Genomic DNA, 20,258 nt, shown 5'->3' on the forward strand with positions numbered 1-20,258 from the left:
GCAGCAGAAAACATTAAAACTTAAATATAAACTAATAGTCAGAAGTGTCTGAGAGCCACAAGCATCAATTTCTACTACCTTAGAATCTAGGTTCGAAAGACCTTCTGAATTACAGACACAAAATCTTATCCCTTAAAATATTTCGTCATCCGCGTAGTTCATCTTAAAACTGTCTATTATACTACCCCTGTGATGACGAATATAGATCCCTATCCCACTCCTCCTGGTCCTGATTCCTATCCGGACCGGGAGGAGTACTTCTTCCGGTGGCATGTTATCGAGAACAGTTAACATCGCCTTTTCAGGGCAGCAATTCATGGCCGGGGATTGAACATACCCGGTTAAACCTAACTGATATTACCGGATGATAAAGGTGGGATGATAACCTCTTCTTCCAATGTAATGCGTTTAACTGTAGTGGTCATATGCTCATTTGGACTGATTAAAATGAAATATATATATCTCTTCTCCATATTTTTAGTACTATGGTTTCCGGTCATATTGGCTCAACCCCTTCATCAGACCATTCGGGGCAGGATCATTGACGAAGTAACAGGCTATCCCTTACCCGGAGCCACTGTAACACTTACCGGCTCTGATCCCCTAATCGGAGTAACCACAAACACTGAAGGCTATTTCGAAATTGAACATGTCAGTCCGGGAAGACAGTCAGTTGATGTGTCTTTCGTGGGTTATGAGACAACAAAGGTCAGCAATATACTGGTTACAAGTGCTAAAGAAATTTACCTGGAGATCGAACTTCGTGAAAAGATTAAAGTTATAAATGAACTGACCGTCAGAGCTAAGAAACAGAGGGAAAGTGCACTTAACCCTATGGCAGCCGTAAGTGCCCGTTCCATTTCCATTGAGGAAACGGAACGTTTTGCCGGCAGTCTGGGTGATCCTGCACGTATGGTAGCTAATTTTGCAGGCGTAGTTGGTCAGAACGATATGCGGAATGATATTGTCATACGTGGGAACTCACCTATGGGATTGTTATGGCGACTTGAAGGCATGGAAATTCCTAACCCCAACCATTTTGCAGCCATGGGCACAACAGGTGGCCCGGTAAGCATTCTGAACAACAACCTTCTTACCCAATCGGATTTTATGACCGGAGCGTTCCCTGCTGAATTTGGGAATGCCCTGTCGGGTGTTTTTGATCTTAATATGCGGTCAGGAAATAACAAAAAACGCGAGTATGTAGGACAAGTAGGATTTAACGGCTTTGAGTTGGGAGCCGAAGGTCCTCTGGGCAGATCCCAAAGGGGTCAGAATGCCTCATATATGGCAAATTACAGGTATTCCACACTTGATGTGGTTAATAAGCTGGGATTTGATCTGGGAGCAGGGATGACCATTCCTCAGTATAAAGATCTCACTTTTGTCATCGATTTTCCCGGGAATAAGGCCGGACGATTCAAATTAATCGGTCTTTGGGGGAATAGCCTGATTGAACTGGGAAGGGGGACAGATGGTGGAATAACAACCGGCTATGTGTCCAGGAATACGGCCACCGATTTTGGAACAGAGTTGGGTTTTGTTGGATTAACCCATCAGTATTATTTCAATGAAAACATCCGGATCAGATCCACGCTGTCGGTACAGTATGCTATTTCAAAAACCAGCTATGATTCTGTTTATACCAACCCCGAAAGAATCATTCCATACTATCGCAGCACACAGAATGAATCAAAACTCTCATTAACAACAGAATACAAACATAAAATTAACAGCCGGAATAATTACAGCTTAGGAATTATAAGGGACCATTTTATAATTAACTATGCCGACAGCGTCCATTATCCTGAATTTGAAAGATTTGTCCGTATTCTTGATATCAAGGGTAATAATAACTTATGGAGAGGTTATGTCCAGTGGCAGCACAAATTCAGCAGCAAACTGACACTCAACTGTGGACTTTACAGTCAGTACTATGACCTGAATGAACAATGGATTCAGGAACCGAGACTTTCTATGGTTTGGCAGATTAGTCAGTCTCAGACCCTGTCCGCCGGCTATGGGAAACACAGCCAGATACAAGCTAAAAGTATATACTATCACCAGTTTTATGATTCATCAACAGATAGCTCCTACACCACTAACGAAAATCTGAAAATGTCACGGAGCAACCATTATGTCTTAAGCTATAATCTATTGATTACCCATATATTGAGATTCAAAACAGAATTATATTACCAGTATCTATATGACATACCTGGTAAAATATATCAAAACTCTGCCTATGACAGGCAGTTTGCCATGATCAATGCCGGAGATTACTTTACTGTTCCTGCTGAAAATTTTCTAAGCAATAATGTTACGGGTGAAAATTACGGGATAGAATTTACAATGGAAAGATTTCTTGACCGGGGGTTCTATTTCTTATGGACCACTTCCTTGTATGAATCAAAATACAAACCTCTGGATGGTATATGGCGTAATACAGCGTTTAACGGCAATTTTGTGTGCAATCTGCTTCTAGGGTATGAAATCCAAATGAATGAAAAAGCTATGTTGACATTTGACTCTAAAACAGTTTATGCCGGAGGACGCAGATATGTACCATATAATCAGGAAGCTTCTGCATCCACCCATTCTGCAGTTCTGGATTGGGAACATGCCTGGGAAAAACGCTTTGGCAACTACTTCAGAACGGATTTAAGGATCGGTTTCAAATATAATCGTGAAAAAATGACCATGGAATGGGGGCTTGACCTGCAAAACCTGACCAACTACAGGAATGTGTTTCAAATACAGTATGATGTCAACAGAAATGAAGAATATGCTGTGTATCAACAAGGTTTCTTTCCGATGATGCTTTACAGGGTACAGTTTTAATCTGATCAGTAGTTTATATCTCCCAGTTCTTTTATTCAAGAAATCCTTCTAACATATGTAAATAATCAAACACTTTTCCTGAATAACTCATGGTGAAACTGACATATGCAGCTATCCGGTATAACATATAAACATAACTCTGCAGGTAGCAAAAATGAATGAAAAAGAGATTTTATATAACTTCATTGTAAATAATTATAATCTTGAAATGTTAGAAACAAAGATTAAGGCATTTAATCCCTTCAAGGTTCTGGCAATTGAGACGGATGAAATAAAACATTCCAATGTTTTGGCTTGGTTGCTTAATCCGAATGAAAATCATGGTCTGGGCGATTATTTTCTGAAGGTCGTGTTATCTCAAGTTGTTTTAATGAATGAAGATATCTTAGGTGATAGAATATCCCAATTACAAATTCATATGGCTGATTTTGGAGATACCGTATTGAAAACAGATGAACAAAACAATGCAATCTGCTTAAAGTCAAAAAGTAACAGCTTACTATTTATTATTAAAAACAAAATTCACTCAAGGGACAGCAAACAACCGTTGTCAGCTTATCTAAATGTTGTTAATGCAGCATTCCCGGATTATATAAAAATACCTGCCCTTTTAACAACTACCGGAGATGAGCCTGAAAATAATAACGAATGCGGTATTCTGAGTCATGAAATTCTGCACAAACTGATCCATGACACGTTGAAAGCAAATGAGAAATATCTTTCGAAAGAGATATCAGACTTTATACGGTTTTATTTAAGGACACTCGAAAAAACACTTGGAATGAATGAACAGTTAAAAGCACTATGTCTCAAAATTTATAACGAACACCGTGATGCCATCGATATAATAAATGAAACAATTGTACATGATGAAACATCTCTGAAAGAGGCGTTCCTATCGTTTAAGACACTACATAAAATCAAAGAATACTACTTAAGCGATAGAGATTTCTGGTTTCTTCCTGTTGAGTTAACAAAATTATTACCCGGAATGGATTTAGGTTGGAGAGTTCCTTATCCCATTGCAATCAGGATTTCAAAAAGAGATGATACAAGGTTAAGATTTCATATTGAAATTGGACCTTTTGAAAACGGATCAGAAAGACAGAGGTTTATCCGGTTCCTGGAAAAGAATGGCTTCATCATAAAAAGCAGAGCAAAAAAACCTGAATCAAAATATACCATGCTGGTATCAGGATTTATGAGAATTAATGACTGGAGTGATAAGAAAGAATTGATTGAAGCTGTCGATAAAATCTACAGCAAAAACATGAAAGAAATTAAAAAGATTATTGAAACGGTAAAGAAATATGATTTTTAAATTCCGTACAAAAAGATAGATATGAGATCTTTTACCTCCTTGGTCGAAGTTATAATTGTAAGGATATTTTTGTTAGACTGATATTAGGTTCTTGACTGTTTACAGGGCTAGAACAATTACGCATATAAAACGTAAGTAAAGTCATTTGCATAAAAAAGAGAAATTATTAGTTTTAAATATTAAATTTAAATTACCTGTACGATTATGTTAATTGCAATACACAAACAAAAAGGCAGTTTCAGTGATGGCTGGATTGCATACTGCGAGGAAAAGAATATTCCTTATAAGCTTGTAAATTGTTATGATACGGATATTATAAAAAAGCTTGAGGATTGTGACGGTTTAATGTGGCACTGGAATCAAAACGATTACAGAGCACCTCTTTTTGCACGTCAGCTCACCATATCTTTGCAAAAGAAAGGAATTAAGGTGTTTCCGGATATTAATACAGTTTGGCATTTTGATGACAAACTCGGACAAAAATATCTGATGGAATCCATCCAGGCGCCCTATGTGCCTACTCACATATATTATACAAAGCAGGACGCCCTGAACTGGTCTGCACAAACCTCCTATCCAAAAGTTTTTAAACTAAGAGGTGGAGCCAGTGGAGTAAACGTTATTAAGGTTAATACCCGAGGTGCAGCTAAAAAACTTATTCAAAAATCCTTTAGACGCGGCTATAAACATATCAATCGTTATGTTAGGTTTAAAGACCGGTTTTGGTTGTTGAAAAGAGATAAGAACCTTCATGCTCTTCGTGGTGTCTTGTCAGGCTTTATACGCTTATTCATTCCAACATCAGTAGAACGAATGTCCGGGAAAGAACTTGGTTATGTGATGTTTCAGGATTTTATTCCCGGTAATACCTATGATACGCGATTAATTGTGGTTGGAGACCGGTGTTTCGGAACCAGAAGATATTGTCGGCCCGGAGATTTCAGAGCATCCGGAAGCGGTCTTTATGATAACAGTCCCGAAATATTTGATATGAATTGTGTGAAACTTGCTTTTGAAATATCTGAAAAGATTGGTTCACAATCCATTGCTTTTGACTTTATATACGATGGCATAAAGCCCGTAATCTGTGAAATAAGTTACATCTATTGTCGTGATATAATAGCCAATTGCGATGGTTACTGGAACAAGGAACTACAATGGATTACTGCTGAGGTTAATGCTGAAAAATTTATAGCAGAAGATTTTATAAATTCGCTTAAGTCATAGACATCAATTACCATTTAAGGTTTCAAAATTCATCTGAAATAGTTTCAGTTTACATATTTTGTATGTTTTGTTTTAACCAAGACTAATTTCGACTTTCGTACCCTTACCGCCGGATTCATATAAATCGGTTATGGCTAAAGTATAGTTTTTTTGAAATAGTTTGTTTATTCTGACCAGCTGTTCTTTCAGCAATTTTAAACCGACACCATTCCCTTTCGTTGAACCTTCATGTTTTGAGGCATTAATTCCAATGCCGTTATCCTCAATAGTTATTATGGTTTTGTGATTCGTGTTATCGATACGGATAAGGATTTCCCCAACATAATCTATGCGGTAAAAAGCATGTTTTACCGCATTCTCAACAATTCCCTGAAGCAGTAGCTTAGGAATTTCAATGTGACCCACATCCGGATTATTTCTAATCTCAATGGCGTACCTGAACAAGCCTTTAAACCGCGTTTTCTGAAACTCCAGGTAATCTTCGGTGAATTGTAATTCATCGCCCAGGGGTATTAAAACCTTATCTGCTGTGTGAAGCGATGAACGGACCATCTCACTGAATCGTTGAAAAAGATCGTATGCTGTTCTTTTATCCTCCTTGTATATAGCACTGGCAACCGAATTCAGCGCATTAAATGTAAAATGCGGATCCAGCTGGTTCTTAAAGTTTTGGAGCTGCAAACCGGCAATTCTTCTCTCCATCTTCTGGGCATATTCAATTCTTTTTCTATAATTAACCATGATCACCATTACAAAAGCAGAACAAACTATGTATACCAGGACATAGAATGGTATTTTAAGCTTATATACCGGATTCTGAATAAAATGCATATCATAAACACTTTGATCTGTAGTGAGTAATATATGTCCTGATCTCTGTTCAGATTTTGAACTGATATTTGAAACATACCTTTCCTGAATCGGGAATTTCAACTTGTTCTTATGCTTCAGGTTATTACTTTGTATAGTTATGCTGTTTTCGATGGGATTCACTAATATCAATTCACTTTGACCATCGTGATCCACATCACAATTCATCGGAGATTTATCAAAAAAAATAAGTCTTTTAAAAGGATTATCTTTAAGCCCGAATGTTTCAGGATTGAATAAATACGAATTAGTCATTTTATCTTTTTCACCAATTAGAACAAAATAATCTCTCTTCTTAATATTTATTCGGTTCAGTCTGGGGGCATAAAGAAAATGTATATTCAGACTATCCGTTATTTCACCACTTTCTGTCAGTTTTAATAAGGCACTAGGGTGTCCAAACGAACCGTAATTCCAATAGGAACAAACAAAACTACTGTCATCTATCCTGTATATATCATTCCCCGATCCTTTACCTCTAAGATATTTAGGCTTACCCTTCAGCTTCAAGTCATTGTCATAAGAAAAAATCCACACACATGTATCATGATAAGGAAAGGGATATGCACTGGAACAATTATTGGCAGCATGCGTAAGAGAAAGAAAAAACATTCTGCCATCTTCCTTATAAAATGCCCGTACTCTTTGCTGAGAACCTGTGTTTAAGGATTTAATGATTTTATCGTTCTGAAAGTTATAGCCAAATATGCGTCTGGGAAACATGCTGAAACCTGAATTAATAACAAAATACAGAATATCTGATTGATCAGGTTTTTCTGTTATCCATTCTATGGTAAAATTTTCTCCTTTTGAAAACACATTACCAACTACAGTCACAAAAATATTTTTTTTAAGCCATGTTAGGGTTTTAAAATCAAAACGGTTAAGGAATATTGTATCTTTGTTTTGCGTGAATACAATTAATTCAGCAAAATTATCATTTGCTTTATCTATAAACATTGGGTGTATAAACCGATATGATCTTATTGTGGGATGATCACAATTTATTTGTTCAATTAATTCATCATTTACATTATAGAGATTAAAAAACAGATTCCCTGCAGCATTATTCCCAAACATAAATTTTTCAATATTTCCGTCATCATTTATATCTTTATAAAATTGCGTATCTCCAATTGTCTTGTTTGGAGTTCTGGTTAAAAAATTCATTTTGAATTTGTTGAAATCAATAGGTTGCAATAACAGGATTATTAAAGCAGGAAAAACTGCGATTATAAACGGATTTAACCAGGTAAGCTGTCCTCCGCCAGCGGCTCTTATAAGGGCAATAAGTTTTTTCAGATTATTGAAGTATTTTATTGAAGGTGGTCATAAACACACCTGATATCTCTTTTTGTATTTCATTATCTCCGATTCTTGCGACACAGTTCTTCTTAGCCTTGTCAATTTTGAATAAATAATGCTTATTCATAACACACGAACGATTGATTCTGTAAAAATCACTCTGGGGTAATTTTTTATGTAATCTCCCCATGTTATAGGAAGAGATATAGGCCTGATTATTAATCAGGGTTATTCTGGAATAATTCCCTTCAGCTTCCAGAAATAAGATATCGTTTGTATTTATATAAACATATCCATCGTTAACCGGTAACTTAATCATACCTTTATAATCTCTTATTTCCACTTCTTTTTTAATATCTAAGATACGATCTGTAATGTCTTTCAGCTGATGCCGGTTGACAGGCTTCAAAAGGAAAGCAAAAACATTATGTAATATGGCATCACTGATATAACTTCGGTGAGCTGAGACAATTACAACATATACTTCCGTATTATACTCTCTTATATTCTCAAGTAACTGAATGCCATTTATTCCCGGCATATTAATATCCAGAAATACAACGTCCGGTTGAAATTTACTTACATTACATTCCACCTTTAACGGATTCGAAATCCTGTCGATAACGTCGATATAGTCAATATCGGATAATAAATTATCCATCACATCAATTGCATCATGTTCATCATCAACAAGAAGAGCTCTAATTTTTTTCATTTTCGGTCGTTTATAGCCTAAATTTAATAAATTAACATTTATTTGCAAACTAAAATTAGGATTTGATCTGTTTTTAGGGGTAATTACTACTATTTAAAACCTATACCGTTTTCTGACGTGCATGAATCCACCATTTCAATATTATTATAAATTGTTTGGAAGTGCTTAAACAAACTTCCTTAACTTTCAGTTGTTAATTTTTTATATTTGGATCTCAATCATAACCTTATGCAAAAAGCACTCATCATTGGCGGCGGAATCGGTGGCCTCGCTGTGGCACTCAGACTTAAAAAAGCAGGTCTGAACGTAACGCTTTTTGAAAAGAACCCAACCATTGGTGGTAAAATGGGAGAAATCCGGTCAAAGGGTTTTCGTTTCGATACCGGACCGTCACTTTTTACTCTTCCTGAGTTGAGTGATGAGCTTTTTGAACTTTTTGATAAAAACCCACGTGATTACTTCACCTATACGAAGCTTGATAATTCCTGCCGTTATTTTTTTCATGATGGAACAGTTGTCAATGCCTGGGCAGATATCGACCGGTTTTCGGATGAAGCTTATGAAGTCTTGGGTGAACCAAAGAATAATCTGAAGAAGTACCTTAAGCGCTACAGAAAACTTTATCAGACGGCATCTCCTGTATTTCTGTTCAATGCGTTTCAGCGCTGGAAGAATTTTGCAAAAAAGGAATTTCGCGGAATGCTTTTTCATTTACATGAGCTGGATTCCCTCTACACCATGCACAGGCGCAATAAAAAAGCATTTCAGTCCCCTCATATGGTACAGATTTTTGACCGGTATGCAACGTATAATGGATCAGATCCGTTCAGAGCACCTGCTACTTTAAACATGATAGCACACCTGGAACATAATCTTGGCGCCTATTTCCCTGACGAAGGGATACGATCTATTGCGCTATCCATGGAAAAACTGGCTATAGAAGAAGGGATAGAAATTAAAACGAACAGCTCTATTAAAAAAATTCTGCATGACGGTAATAAAGTAACGGGTATTGTATGTGACGGTAAGGAAATGAATGCAGATATTATCATCAGTGATGCAGATGTCAGGACCATTTACATGAACCTTTTTGAAGGGATCAGGCCACCAAAATCCATCATCAATAAAGAACTGTCCTCCTCTGCCCTCATTTTTTACTGGGGTGTTGATTTTAACAGTAGTCTTGATGTGCACAATATTTTGTTTGCTAAGGACTACCAGTCAGAGTTCAAAGCCATTTTTAAAGACAAAATTCTGTATCATGATCCAACCATATACATATTTATCAGTAAAAAAGTAGTCAAAACAGATGCCCCTGAAGGTTGCGAAAACTGGTTTGTCATGTTGAATGTGCCTGCCAATCATAATCATGACTGGGAAAAACTGAGAAATGATGCCAGGATGTATATTCAGAAAAAAATTGATAAATTGCTGAACGTGAATATCAGGGAGCATATTCTAACTGAAAATATTGCCGATCCTGTGACAATTGAACGTAACACCTCTTCATTCAGGGGAGCGCTCTACGGAAACAGTTCAAACAGTTTATTTGCAGCATTTAACCGGCATGCAAACTTCAGTTCACAGTTTAAAAACCTGTGGTTTACGGGTGGCAGTGTGCATCCCGGCGGGGGAATACCACTGTGTATTGCTTCAGCCAGAATAGTTGCTGATGAAGTCAAAACGTACATAAATAAGGGTGAATTTTAACATAAGAGTTTAACATGGATATAAAACGAATTGCGATACCAAGACCGGAACCGTCCAAAGCGATCCGCTCTGTGTCTTCTGTTTTGCTGGTAGGCATAATAGGTTTTGCCATACCACTATCACGACCGGTTTTTCAGGCTATGACACCGTTGGTCATACTGCTGGCAGTTTTAGGTTCTATCCATTACCACGATGGTGACCGCAACTTAAAGATGGTCATTTTATCAGTTTTTATCTTTATGGCCGGATTTAGTGTTGAGGCATTGGGCGTAAAAACCGGTATCATTTTCGGATCATACCGGTATGGAAAAGTTTTAGGTCCAAAGGTTATGGGGACACCGCTTATCATAGGACTTAACTGGTTGCTCCTGGTTTATACAGCCAGAGCTATGATAGAATACTGGGATACATCGGAATGGATTAAGGTACCCGTTGTTGCCATACTGGTTACTGCATTCGACATTGTGCTTGAACCGGTCGCTATAAAACTGGGCTTCTGGAGCTGGGAAGCCATTCAGGTTCCCCTTCAAAACTATATTGCATGGTTCGTAATAGCGCTGATTTTTTCCTCTCTTATGGCCATTTCAAAAGTGAAACTGATGAATGAAATGGGCGGTCCGCTCTTCTTCATGCTTTTCCTATTTTTCCTGGTACTGAATATTGTAATACTGTTTATCTGAACTATGCTGGAAGCAAGACATAATAAGCACTATGTTTCTTTCTTTAATTGGTATATACACCGGTTGAATTTGCGAAATTTTCATCAATTAAATTTTAATGAAGTTTCAAAAAACACTGTCAATAGTGCTATATTGGCTATTGGGAACCATTTCAGCTGGTGGGACGGATTCTGGATGTATGATCTGAACCGGATAAACATTGGTAAAAGATTCCATATCATTATGCTGTATGAGCAACTTAAATCCAGAATGTATTTTAATAAAATAGGAGCTGCCGGTCTCAAACGTAACAGTCGAAATACCCTGAAATTGTTGGATTACTGTTCCAGGCTGATGCAAAATCCGGATAATATTCTGTTTTTTTTCCCTGAGGGTGAAATCAGACCACAAAACCAGGAAACCGTTCATTTTGAAAAAGGGATTATGCGCATCATAGATCGGGCGCCGGATAATCTTCAGTTAATGTTCGTAGTCAACCTGACAGAGTATTTTTCAAATAAAAAACCGACCTTATACTCTTTTTATAAAAGCATTGAAGCAAAATCCTTCACAAATATCAGTGAAATGGAAAATGCCTACAACAGCTTCCTGGCCGAATGCAGAAACCGTTTAAACGCGCTTAATGTATGATTGCCCTGGCTGTAATCATATTATTTTATCTGCTGATCCGAAATGTGGTCGTACTGTATAATTTTGCCATTCAGCCATACCTTATTCAACTGGTACCGGAACATGAACCTCTGATTTCCATTCTGATCCCTGCAAGAAATGAAGAAGACAATATCGGGTCCTTACTGAAACAAATAAGCTCACAAACTTACCGTCGTCTGGAGGTGCTGGTGTATGATGATCAAAGCGATGACAGGACAGCAGAAATAGTGACCCGTTTTTCAGAAAATGACGAGAGGGTAAAACTGGTAAAAGGGCTAAAACTACCTGAGGGATGGCTGGGGAAAAATCATGCCTGCTATCAACTGGCCAAAGCCTCTAATGGTGATTATCTGATGTTTATGGATGCTGATGTTCGTCCTGAAGCCCATCTGGCGTCCAGTGCTGTCGGTTATTTACAGCACAAAAAAGCAGGACTGTTGTCCATTTTTCCACACCAGTTTAAAAAAACCATGGGCGAACAGCTTACCGTATCTCTGATGTACGATATCCTGTTAACCTTGCTTCCGCTGGCTTTTGTCAGAAAAAGCAGACGGCCTGTTTTTAGTGGCGCTAATGGTCAGTTTATGCTGTTTGAACGCTCAGTATACATGGAACATCAACCCCACTGGTGGAAAAAAGATCAGGCGGTAGAAGACATCGCCATTATGCAGTTGTTCAAGAAATTTAATATCCGGTGTATCACACTGCTTGGAGGAGATGATATTTCCTGCCGAATGTATAATAGCGGGACTGAAGCCATCAATGGATTTGCAAAAAATGTCATCCGTTTTTTTGGCAACAGCATTGCTTTTACATTATTTCATGTACTTGTTACAACATCAGGACTTGTAATCATGTTATTAATGCCTGATTTCAGATTTCTTTCCATGTACCTTATTGGCGTATTGGTTTACAAAGCTGTTGTTGGCCGCTTATCACAGGAGAGCATGCTTAAAGCCTGGATTCTGATCATTCCACGACAGCTTATGTTTATCACCGTTGTCATCCGGGCTCTGAGTTTCAGGTTTCGGCAAAACTATTCATGGAAGGGTAGAAAAATTAAAATCTAATGAGTAAAAAACAAAATATCGCAGTATTCTGGTTTCGCAGAGATTTGCGCATACACGACAACCACGGACTTTACAAAGCTCTCACGTCCGGCTTACCGGTTCTGCCACTGTTTATTTTCGATACTGACATTCTGAATAAACTCGATAATAAGTGCGATCGACGCGTTGCTTTTATTCACGAAAAAGTGACAGAACTCAAAACAAAACTGAACGAGGCCGGCTCGGATCTGGTTGTGAAACACGGGAAACCGGTTGAAATTTACAGGGAGCTGTTCGGGGAATTTACCATTACTTCGGTCTGGTTCAACCACGATTTTGAACCGGATGCCGTAAACCGGGATAAAGCTGTGACTGAGCTTGCCTTAATGAATGGCATAGAAGTTTATTCCTTTAAGGACCAGGTTATTTTTGAAAAAGATGAGGTTCTGAAGGATGATGGGAACCCTTATACCGTTTTCACACCTTACAGCAAAAAGTGGTTATCAGGTCTGGGTAAAAAAGATATGGAATCCTACCCTTCTGAAGAGCACACAAATGCATTTTTAAAAACTGAACCTACACCTATGCCCTCGCTTTCCGGAATAGGATTCAGGGAGACTGATCATATGGTTTCTCCTGTTCGTATTGATGAAGCTATTATACAGCATTACGACAAAACGAGAGATTATCCGGCACAGGACGGCACATCGAAGGTGTCGGTTCATCTCCGGTTTGGAACATTAAGCATCAGGGAACTGGTCAGAACAGCTTTCCGGATGAATAAAACCTATTTGAATGAACTCATCTGGCGCGAGTTTTACATGATGATCCTCTGGCATTTTCCATATGTGGTTGACGGGGCTTTTAAACCGGCTTACAATCATATTCCATGGCGCAATAATGAAAAGGAGTTTGACATCTGGTGCAATGGAAAGACCGGTTATCCAATTGTTGATGCTGCGATGAACCAGATTAACCGAACCGGCTACATGCACAACCGTGCAAGAATGATTGTTGCCAGTTTTCTGACTAAACATCTGTTAATCGACTGGCGATGGGGGGAAGCCTATTTCGCTGAAAAACTGACGGATTACGAGTTATCGAGCAATAACGGCGGCTGGCAATGGGCAGCAGGTACAGGCTGTGATGCTGCGCCCTATTTTCGTATTTTTAACCCGGAATCACAAACGAAAAAATTCGATCCCGATGGAAAATACATCGAAACATGGCTGGGGGATGATTTGCATATGGTACAGCCTGTGGTGGATCATAAGATGGCAAGGGAAAGAGCTTTAAAGGTATATAAAGAAACACTTAACAAACTTAAATGAGACCATACGTTTTCATACTCCTGCTTGTATTCAAGGCTTCCATTATTAAAGCTGAAGATTTTAAGGCAGAAATATACAGTGCTTATATCTCCGGCAATATGGAAAAATGGGAGCAGGTCCTGAACAATATGGAAAAACTTTACCAGTCGAAACCAGACATTAAGTTACTGGAAAACATCGTTGAAGCTCAGTATGGACTGATTGGATTTTTAATTGGTGAAGATCAGGATGATAAAGCCGGGAAGATTCTGATTGTTGCAGAAAAAAATCTGGATTTGCTCATGAAACGCAACGATAAAGTTGCAAGATACTGGGCTTATAAATGTGCTTTTACCGGCTTTAAGATTGGCATATCACCCTATAAAGCACCATTTCTCGGCCCACGCAGCTTCAGTTACATAAACGAGGCGTTGGCCCTGGATGATCATAATCCGTATGTACTGATGGAATATGCCAATGGAAAATACTACGCTCCTGCCTTTGCTGGCGGTGACAAAACCCTGGCCATCAGCACCTATGACAAAGCCATCCACATGCTGGAATCTGATAGTGTGAACCTGAAAAACAGCTGGTATTACCTGATGGCTAAAACAAATTATGGCACAGCCTTACTAAAGAAAGGTTATAAAACGAATGCCATTCGTATTTTTGATGAGATTCTGATTTTTGAACCCCGTTACAGTTGGGTCGCGAATGAATTAAAACCGGAAGCATTAAAAAACTGATCCAATGTTTGACCTCACATCACTGCTGTTTTTTCTGGGCTCCTCCGTACTGATTATTCTTGCTCCGGGACCTGATATTATTTTCACCGTTACCCAGGGATTGTCAAACGGAAAGCGGGCCGGTATTACTACTGCCATGGGTCTGGCAAGCGGTAACCTGGTGCATACTTCTGCTGCTGCATTGGGTTTGTCGGTCCTTTTTAAAACATCGCCTGTTGCATTCTGGATACTGAAAATTGCAGGAGCTGTTTACCTGTTTTATCTGGCTTACATGAGCATTAAACACCGGAATGACAGTCTGAATATTTCCGGATCTGTAACAAAAAAAGATAACCTGTTCTGGCGGGGCTTTCTTATGAACATTATGAATCCGAAAGTCGCCTTATTTTTTATCGCATTCTTACCACGATTTGTAGATCCTGACCTGGGGAAGGTTATGCTTCAGTTTATTGTTCTGGGCGTAATTTTTGCCTTTCAGGTGGTTGTTGTTTTTGGTTCTGCAGGATATTTTGCCGGCACATTTGGCGAAATGTTACGTGAGCATAATAATTTTTCGCGTAATATGAATGTGATCTCCGCCGTTGTTTTTACCGGAATTGCCATTTCACTCTTATTTTTTTAATCTTCCTTTATATGTAGTTTCTGTTGTAGAATTAATCTACATCATCATGGTGAATCCACAGCTGATGTGATATTGTCCGTTCACTTATTCCCTGCATAAAAACAATTTTTATTCTACTGGTATTTAATACATTAACTCAACCCTTACACATCCAAAAATTTTGTGGCACATCCTTTTCTTATATACAGATCAAAGCGTAACAATTACTAATTAAAAAAATAAGTTATGAAAAAATTAATGATTTTAACAGCAGCAGTGATGACACTTGGATTGTCAGTACCAACTATAAGTAATGCCACAGTACATGAAAATTCTGCAGTAGCAGCGCAACAGGATGAGGTAACCTATAAGGAGATCACAAAAGATGATGTTCCTGAAGTGATTACCACAGCCTTAAGTGAAAAATTCTCAAACTTCACAGTAGACAAGTATTACCTGGGAAGTGATGGCACGTACAAAGTAGATGTCAGTAAGGAAGATACAAAATGGGCCCTTTATTTCGATAAAGAAGGAACTGTTTTTAAGAAAGAAGATTTGAATGCGGATAGTTCTGCTGAAGAACAATCACCATCAGAAGAGTAAACTTCATAAAAAGTACCCAAATCATCTTAATTATCATCAGGATAACAGGTATCCAATAACCTCTGACCGGAGCCCTCCGGCAGGGGTTTTTTTAATTTAATATGTCATAATAAAAATCTGTATTGTTCTTCTTAAGCAATATTCATAAATTGGGGAATTCTTTTTTGATGTAATATGTATGGCAAATATCCTGGTAATTGATGATGATGTAACGTTTTGTATGATGCTTAAAACCTACCTGGAAAAGCATAAATACAAAGTAACTTCAGTTTTTTCTCCTGCAACTGTTAAAGACCTGATCACTAAAACTTTTTTCGATGTGGTATTAACTGACCTTCGATTGCCTGATATAAATGGCATGGACGTCATCCGTCTGATAAAGAGCATTACGCCTAAAACACAGATAATCATGATGACCAGCTACGCCAATTATAACACGGCCATACAATCCATCAAAGAAGGTGCCTTTAATTACATACCCAAACCTTTTTTGCCCGATGAAGTGCTGAAACTAATCGAGGAAGCCATTGAGACTGCTAAACGCGACGATGAACATAAACCAGGCAAAAAGGAAGAAAACAAGGATTTTGTTGAAGGAAAGAGTCCGGCGTCAAAACGGTTAAAACGGTATATTGAACTGGTTGCTCCAACGCCGATGTCTGTCTTAATTATCGGAGAAAGCGGAACAGGGAAAGAGCTGGTAGCACGTACTATTCATAATCTGAGCGACAGAAGAAAGAAACCTTTTGTTGCGGTGGATTGTGGTGCTATACCAAGAGAACTTGTGGCGAGTGAATTTTTCGGACATGTAAAAGGATCCTTTACCGGAGCGGTTACAGATAAAGTGGGCCAGTTTGAAGCAGCTAACGGCGGAACATTATTTCTGGATGAAATCGGCAACCTTTCGTATGATTCCCAGGTTCAGCTTTTAAGAACCATACAGGAACGTGTAATCAAGCCGGTGGGCAGCACAAAAGAGGTGAAAATTGATGTCCGCATTGTTGCAGCAACAAATGAAGACCTGAGAGATGCCTGTGAAAAAGGAGATTTCAGAGAGGACCTGTTTCACCGGTTAAATGAATTTATGATCGAAGTTCCAGCCCTCAGAGAAAGGCAGGCAGATATAATGATGTTCGCCGAACATTTTCTGGATCAGGCTAACGCATTTCTTAACCGCAGCGTGGATGGCTTTGACAATGATGTGACTTCTGTTTTTATGCAATATGACTGGCCGGGAAACCTTCGCGAAATGCTGAATGTGGTTAAACGGGCAACACTTTTGACCGAAGGAAATGAAATAAGCCGGGCCGATATTCCTGAAGAGTTATACGAAAAGCCCGATAGTGAATCTGCATTCTCACTTTACAACAGTCAAAATGAAAAGGAACTCATCCTTAAGGCTCTTGACGCCACAGGTCATAATAAAAGCCAGGCTGCCAGACTGCTGAAAATAGATCGTAAAACACTGTACAATAAACTCAGGTTATACAATATTGAGCTTTCCGATGGAAAAGAAGGTACTGACTGAAGGGGTCTAAATATTCTCCTTCTGTTTTATCGTGTGAATCAACCGGTTCATTTTTCTGATACCATTGAAGGTTAGCTCTATTAATTGCTGTTCCGTCATCCCTGATGTTCTGTAATTCTCCAGGTCAGAAAAAATACCGATCAGCTCCCTGACCTCCATCTGCCTGAGGAAATTCAACATTTTATGGGCTACCTCACTAATGTTATCAAAATTCCGGTCGGTAAGATTTGTTTCAAGCAGGGTAATATGCTCTTTGCTTGTTTCAACATATGAACGCAATATACTTTTTAGTCCTTCGCGATCTTCTCCGACAAAACGTTTTATTTTATCCAGGCTGTAACTTAAATCCTGTTCCGTGTTTACCACCTTACCATTTATTATTTTTTCAAGGCTGGAAACGATAATATCAAGCAAATCATTGGGATCAAATGGTTTCTGTATAAATGCCATAAAGTTATCTTCTATTTCCTGATCACTACTTTCATCCCGCCCTGACATGGCAATAGCCGGAAAACTTCCTCCTGATTTCTGTTTTATCCTCTTCAGTAAATCAGGACCATCCATTCCGGGCATCTGAACATCGGTGATGACTAAATCGGCTTTACGGGTTTCAAACTCATTTGCAGCTAACAATGGATCATTAAAAACCCGAACGGTTGCTCCATAAGATGTTAATACGGCATCAAGCATTTCCAGCATCAGTTCATCGTCATCAACAACCCAGATTGTCATTTCGCGTAAAACAGCAAGATCTGAAGTTGTCTTTTCAGATTTTATATCCGGAATATTCTCTGCTTTCTGCCCGGTTTTATCCAGCGGAAACTTAAGCGTAAAATGGCTTCCCTTTCCGGGTGAACTGATAACACTTATATTCCCCTGCAAAAGATCCACCAGCTTTTTTGTTATGGTCAGCCCCAGTCCCGTACCTTCATATGACCCTTTATCAGCCTTACCTCTTGCAAATTCATCAAAAATATAGGGCAGCTCATCTCGATCTATGCCAATTCCGGTATCAATAACTTCGAGTGTGATTTCATCTGTTTTATCGTTTATGCTTTTAGGGGCAACCCTGACCTCAACAGAGCCTGTATTTGTAAATTTTATGGCATTTGAAATGAGATTAACCAGGATCTGGGTGATCCTTACGGGGTCACCAATATAGTTCTGTTCGGGTAATATCTTATTGTCGAGTTTAAAGTCAACTTTTTTGTTTATTGCACCGGGTCTGTAATTTTCTGTTACCTCATTAATAAGCAAACAGAGGTTAACCGGCACAGGGTTTATATTAAGTTTACCTTGCTGTAGACGGGCCAGGTCAAGCAGGCTGTTCACCAGTTTAAGAATATGCGTTGATGACTGTTCAATATTTTTCAGATACCTTTTTACGGTAGGTGTCGTTTTTTCAGCTGCAATGAGACTTGTGAAACCGGAAATAGCATTCAATGGCGACTTCAGATCGTGTGTCAGGCTTAACATAAACTGCTCTTTACTTTTCAGAACCAGTTCTGTTTCGTTTTTTGCAGATTCAAGACCCTGCCTGTAGTGCTGACTTTTAGTGACATCCCGAAGGATATTAACTGCAAAAAACAGAATGGTAAACAGTGCCAGGATACCAAGCAATACAATGTAACGGGTGATGACTTCATTGTGCTCCTGTTGTTTGTAGACTTTTGTAAATGAAGCCATCAATTCTTCATTTTCCACAACTGACAATATCTCTTTAAGCTGCAGGGTAATCGTCTTATCACTTTCCAGAATTTCTTTTTCTTTTAGCCGAATCCGCTTCTCTGCATTTAAACTTCTGTTTTTAATTTCTTTTGAGATGGAATTGAGAAGGGCAGCCACGGAATCTGCAGGATTCATATTATTGTAGAGACTATCACGTTGAATATATTTGCTGATTTTAACCTGAAGTGCAGAATCTTTTGGTGTCTGATCACTGAACAATCCAAACAGCCGGTTGAAAAAAGTTGGCTTTTCACGTTTAATATATGTTGAATCATATTTAGTGGTCTGCTTTTGACTGACCGTAAAATACTGAATAATGGAATCCCGGTTCAGTTCGAGATCTTTCAGTGTTTTTTCGTAAAGCGCACTCGCTGAATAGTTTTCTTTCAGATACTTTAGCTCTGTTATATTTTTCCTCTTGTTTTCCAGCAATGTCAGGATGGTGTCGGTGTAGTTCTTCTGCCCCGGATTTTCAATCAGTGTGTTTAAAGAATCAATCTGTAATTCCACACTGTCCATTAATTCAATATAACTGGAAAAATACTTAGAATCCCCGGTTTGTAAAAGATTGCGTTCAAGCCCCTCTGCTGTGTATAGATTGGAAAGAATACCGTTTATGTAGATTATCTTCTCATTGGCGGGATTTATTTTTACACTTTCCTTGCCGTTCTGTATCAGTTCGGAATAAACAAGCCATCCTGTTAATCCGGTAATAATAACCAGAATAAAATAACCAAGAAAAAGTTTTACTTTAATATCCTGTAATGGATTTCTCATTTTCCTTATCTCTTAAATTAAAACGGCCGGATATGCCTTTTGGTATTAAAACAACCATAATGCAAAAAACCGGTATTTTACTCAAACGGATTTGCAGCAAAAGCAGTACCAAATATGAAAATATCCTTTTCTATTGTTTATTTAATATACGACTTATGTCAATATAACTACACTTACAGTGTGCATTTTATATCCTACTTATTCGATTTCATATATAGATTTAAACATGCTTGATGAATTTTAACATAATAATTTGTTGTTTATATTGACTAAGTCTAAATAAATGTTTTATATTTGCAATAGACATAATCAAAAAATAACAACAATACGATGAAAAACATCATTAAATTTTTAGCCGCATTCGTTCTTTCGATGATGCTTATGGTTCCTGCGAACGCAGCTGCAACTGTTCTCAATGGAGATGAAATAGTAGTTGTTCAGGCTCCTGAAAAAGATAAGAAAGAGAAAAAAGAGAGTGCTGACAAGAAAGCATGTGAAAAGAAGTGTTGCGACAAAGAAAAAAGTTGTGACAAGAAAAAAGAAGAATCTAAAAAAGAGAAAAAAGCTGAAGAAGCTAAATAATATTAAAAATATTG

16 protein-coding genes are annotated in these 20,258 nt (G+C 38.2%); 13 read left to right on the forward strand and 3 right to left on the reverse strand.

All coding sequences use genetic code 11. From position 1 onward, the window contains the following. Nucleotides 1-447 precede the first annotated feature (447 nt). From ACE1EF_RS16410 to ACE1EF_RS16420, 3 genes are all read left to right on the forward strand, one after another. A complete protein-coding gene (locus ACE1EF_RS16410) occupies nt 448-2,841 on the forward strand; it encodes a TonB-dependent receptor (RefSeq protein WP_375721778.1) in 2,394 nt (797 codons plus the stop codon). 154 nt (nt 2,842-2,995) lie between these two features. Beyond that, on the forward strand, nt 2,996-4,162 hold the full coding sequence (locus ACE1EF_RS16415) for a PD-(D/E)XK nuclease family protein (RefSeq protein ID WP_375721779.1): 1,167 nt from the start codon (nt 2,996-2,998) through the stop codon (nt 4,160-4,162). 204 nt (nt 4,163-4,366) lie between these two features. Next, the gene (locus ACE1EF_RS16420) at nt 4,367-5,389 is read left to right on the forward strand and encodes an ATP-grasp domain-containing protein (protein ID WP_375721780.1); all 1,023 of its coding nucleotides are present in this window, start codon (nt 4,367-4,369) and stop codon (nt 5,387-5,389) included. Nucleotides 5,390-5,461: 72 nt separating this feature from the next. Here ACE1EF_RS16420 and ACE1EF_RS16425 read toward each other — a convergent pair whose 3' ends face one another. After that, complete coding sequence (locus ACE1EF_RS16425; RefSeq protein WP_375721781.1) at nt 5,462-7,429, reverse strand: sensor histidine kinase; 1,968 nt, start codon at nt 7,427-7,429, stop codon at nt 5,462-5,464. Between the two features lie 133 nt (nt 7,430-7,562). Then, nucleotides 7,563-8,279 (reverse strand): LytR/AlgR family response regulator transcription factor, encoded by a 717-nt coding sequence (locus ACE1EF_RS16430; RefSeq protein WP_375721782.1) that lies wholly within the window; start codon nt 8,277-8,279, stop codon nt 7,563-7,565. Nucleotides 8,280-8,507: 228 nt separating this feature from the next. On the opposite strand from ACE1EF_RS16430, the gene crtD reads away from it, so the two are divergent. The 9 genes from crtD (at nt 8,508) to ACE1EF_RS16475 (ending at nt 17,157) form a co-directional block, all read left to right on the forward strand. Beyond that, entirely contained in the window at nt 8,508-9,989 is a 1,482-nt protein-coding gene (crtD, locus tag ACE1EF_RS16435; protein ID WP_375721783.1) for a 1-hydroxycarotenoid 3,4-desaturase CrtD, read from the forward strand. Between the two features lie 14 nt (nt 9,990-10,003). Beyond that, nucleotides 10,004-10,669 carry a carotenoid biosynthesis protein gene (locus ACE1EF_RS16440; RefSeq protein ID WP_375721784.1) on the forward strand — a complete coding sequence of 222 codons (666 nt, stop codon included), beginning with the start codon at nt 10,004-10,006 and terminating at the stop codon, nt 10,667-10,669. 132 nt (nt 10,670-10,801) lie between these two features. Next, nucleotides 10,802-11,299, forward strand: coding sequence for a 1-acyl-sn-glycerol-3-phosphate acyltransferase (locus ACE1EF_RS16445; protein ID WP_375721785.1), 498 nt, complete (start codon nt 10,802-10,804; stop codon nt 11,297-11,299). Continuing rightward, the gene (locus ACE1EF_RS16450) at nt 11,296-12,390 is read left to right on the forward strand and encodes a glycosyltransferase family 2 protein (protein WP_375721786.1); all 1,095 of its coding nucleotides are present in this window, start codon (nt 11,296-11,298) and stop codon (nt 12,388-12,390) included. The genes ACE1EF_RS16445 and ACE1EF_RS16450 overlap by 4 nt, the downstream gene beginning before the upstream one ends. Then, the gene (locus ACE1EF_RS16455) at nt 12,390-13,700 is read left to right on the forward strand and encodes a cryptochrome/photolyase family protein (protein WP_375721787.1); all 1,311 of its coding nucleotides are present in this window, start codon (nt 12,390-12,392) and stop codon (nt 13,698-13,700) included. The genes ACE1EF_RS16450 and ACE1EF_RS16455 overlap by 1 nt, the downstream gene beginning before the upstream one ends. Continuing rightward, complete coding sequence (locus tag ACE1EF_RS16460) at nt 13,697-14,425, forward strand: hypothetical protein (RefSeq protein WP_375721788.1); 729 nt, start codon at nt 13,697-13,699, stop codon at nt 14,423-14,425. The genes ACE1EF_RS16455 and ACE1EF_RS16460 overlap by 4 nt, the downstream gene beginning before the upstream one ends. A 4-nt stretch (nt 14,426-14,429) precedes the next feature. Next, the gene (locus tag ACE1EF_RS16465) at nt 14,430-15,047 is read left to right on the forward strand and encodes a LysE family translocator (protein WP_375721789.1); all 618 of its coding nucleotides are present in this window, start codon (nt 14,430-14,432) and stop codon (nt 15,045-15,047) included. A 225-nt stretch (nt 15,048-15,272) separates the two neighbouring features. Then, the gene (locus ACE1EF_RS16470; protein ID WP_375721790.1) at nt 15,273-15,629 is read left to right on the forward strand and encodes a hypothetical protein; all 357 of its coding nucleotides are present in this window, start codon (nt 15,273-15,275) and stop codon (nt 15,627-15,629) included. Between the two features lie 178 nt (nt 15,630-15,807). Further along, complete coding sequence (locus tag ACE1EF_RS16475; RefSeq protein WP_375721791.1) at nt 15,808-17,157, forward strand: sigma-54-dependent transcriptional regulator; 1,350 nt, start codon at nt 15,808-15,810, stop codon at nt 17,155-17,157. A 6-nt stretch (nt 17,158-17,163) separates the two neighbouring features. On the opposite strand, the gene ACE1EF_RS16480 is transcribed toward ACE1EF_RS16475, so the two are convergent. Beyond that, on the reverse strand, nt 17,164-19,662 hold the full coding sequence (locus tag ACE1EF_RS16480; protein WP_375721792.1) for a hybrid sensor histidine kinase/response regulator: 2,499 nt from the start codon (nt 19,660-19,662) through the stop codon (nt 17,164-17,166). 330 nt (nt 19,663-19,992) lie between these two features. Here ACE1EF_RS16480 and ACE1EF_RS16485 point away from each other — a divergent pair, with 330 nt between their 5' ends. Continuing rightward, nucleotides 19,993-20,244 carry a hypothetical protein gene (locus ACE1EF_RS16485; protein ID WP_375721793.1) on the forward strand — a complete coding sequence of 84 codons (252 nt, stop codon included), beginning with the start codon at nt 19,993-19,995 and terminating at the stop codon, nt 20,242-20,244. Nucleotides 20,245-20,258 lie beyond the last annotated feature (14 nt).

Origin of the sequence: Quyinboa sediminis (genome assembly GCF_042219855.1) — a bacterium.
In the GTDB taxonomy this organism is placed as follows: Bacteria; Bacteroidota; Bacteroidia; order Bacteroidales; family UBA5342; genus JBHJHP01.